Raw genomic sequence first — 360 nt, 5'->3', positions numbered from 1 at the left:
ATATATGGCTGGCAGCTGGCCATTATGATTATTTTGGCCAACGTCTTCAAATATCCGTTTTTTCGCTTCGGTACAGATTATGTCTATGATACTGGCGAGAGCTTAATCGCCGGTTATGCTAAGCGCTCAAAAGCCTATCTATGGATTTATTTTGTCTTATCTATCCTATCTGCGGTGATTAGTACCGGTGCTGTGACACTACTTGCGGCGGTAATATTGGGCTTTATGCTGCCAGCTTCCGTGGGACTGTCTAGTATCAGTTTAGCGGTCATAATCGTTGCGGTATCCTGGTTTTTTCTGATTGCCGGTCATTATAAGTTGCTTGATGGGGTCACCAAATGGATTATGATTGCTCTGGTC

1 pseudogene is annotated in these 360 nt (G+C 43.9%); it reads left to right on the top strand.

The features are described 5' to 3' along the window. Positions 1-360 (top strand): annotated as a pseudogene (locus AAEZ03_RS26270) (divalent metal cation transporter); the annotation flags it as partial.

The sequence above is a fragment of the Pseudomonas sp. HY2-MNA-CIBAN-0224 genome (assembly GCF_040310285.1).
Taxonomy (GTDB): domain Bacteria; phylum Pseudomonadota; class Gammaproteobacteria; order Pseudomonadales; family Pseudomonadaceae; genus Aquipseudomonas; species Aquipseudomonas helleri.
The sequence above is the reverse complement of the archived record's forward strand: the minus strand, read 5'-3'. Positions and strand labels throughout refer to the sequence as shown.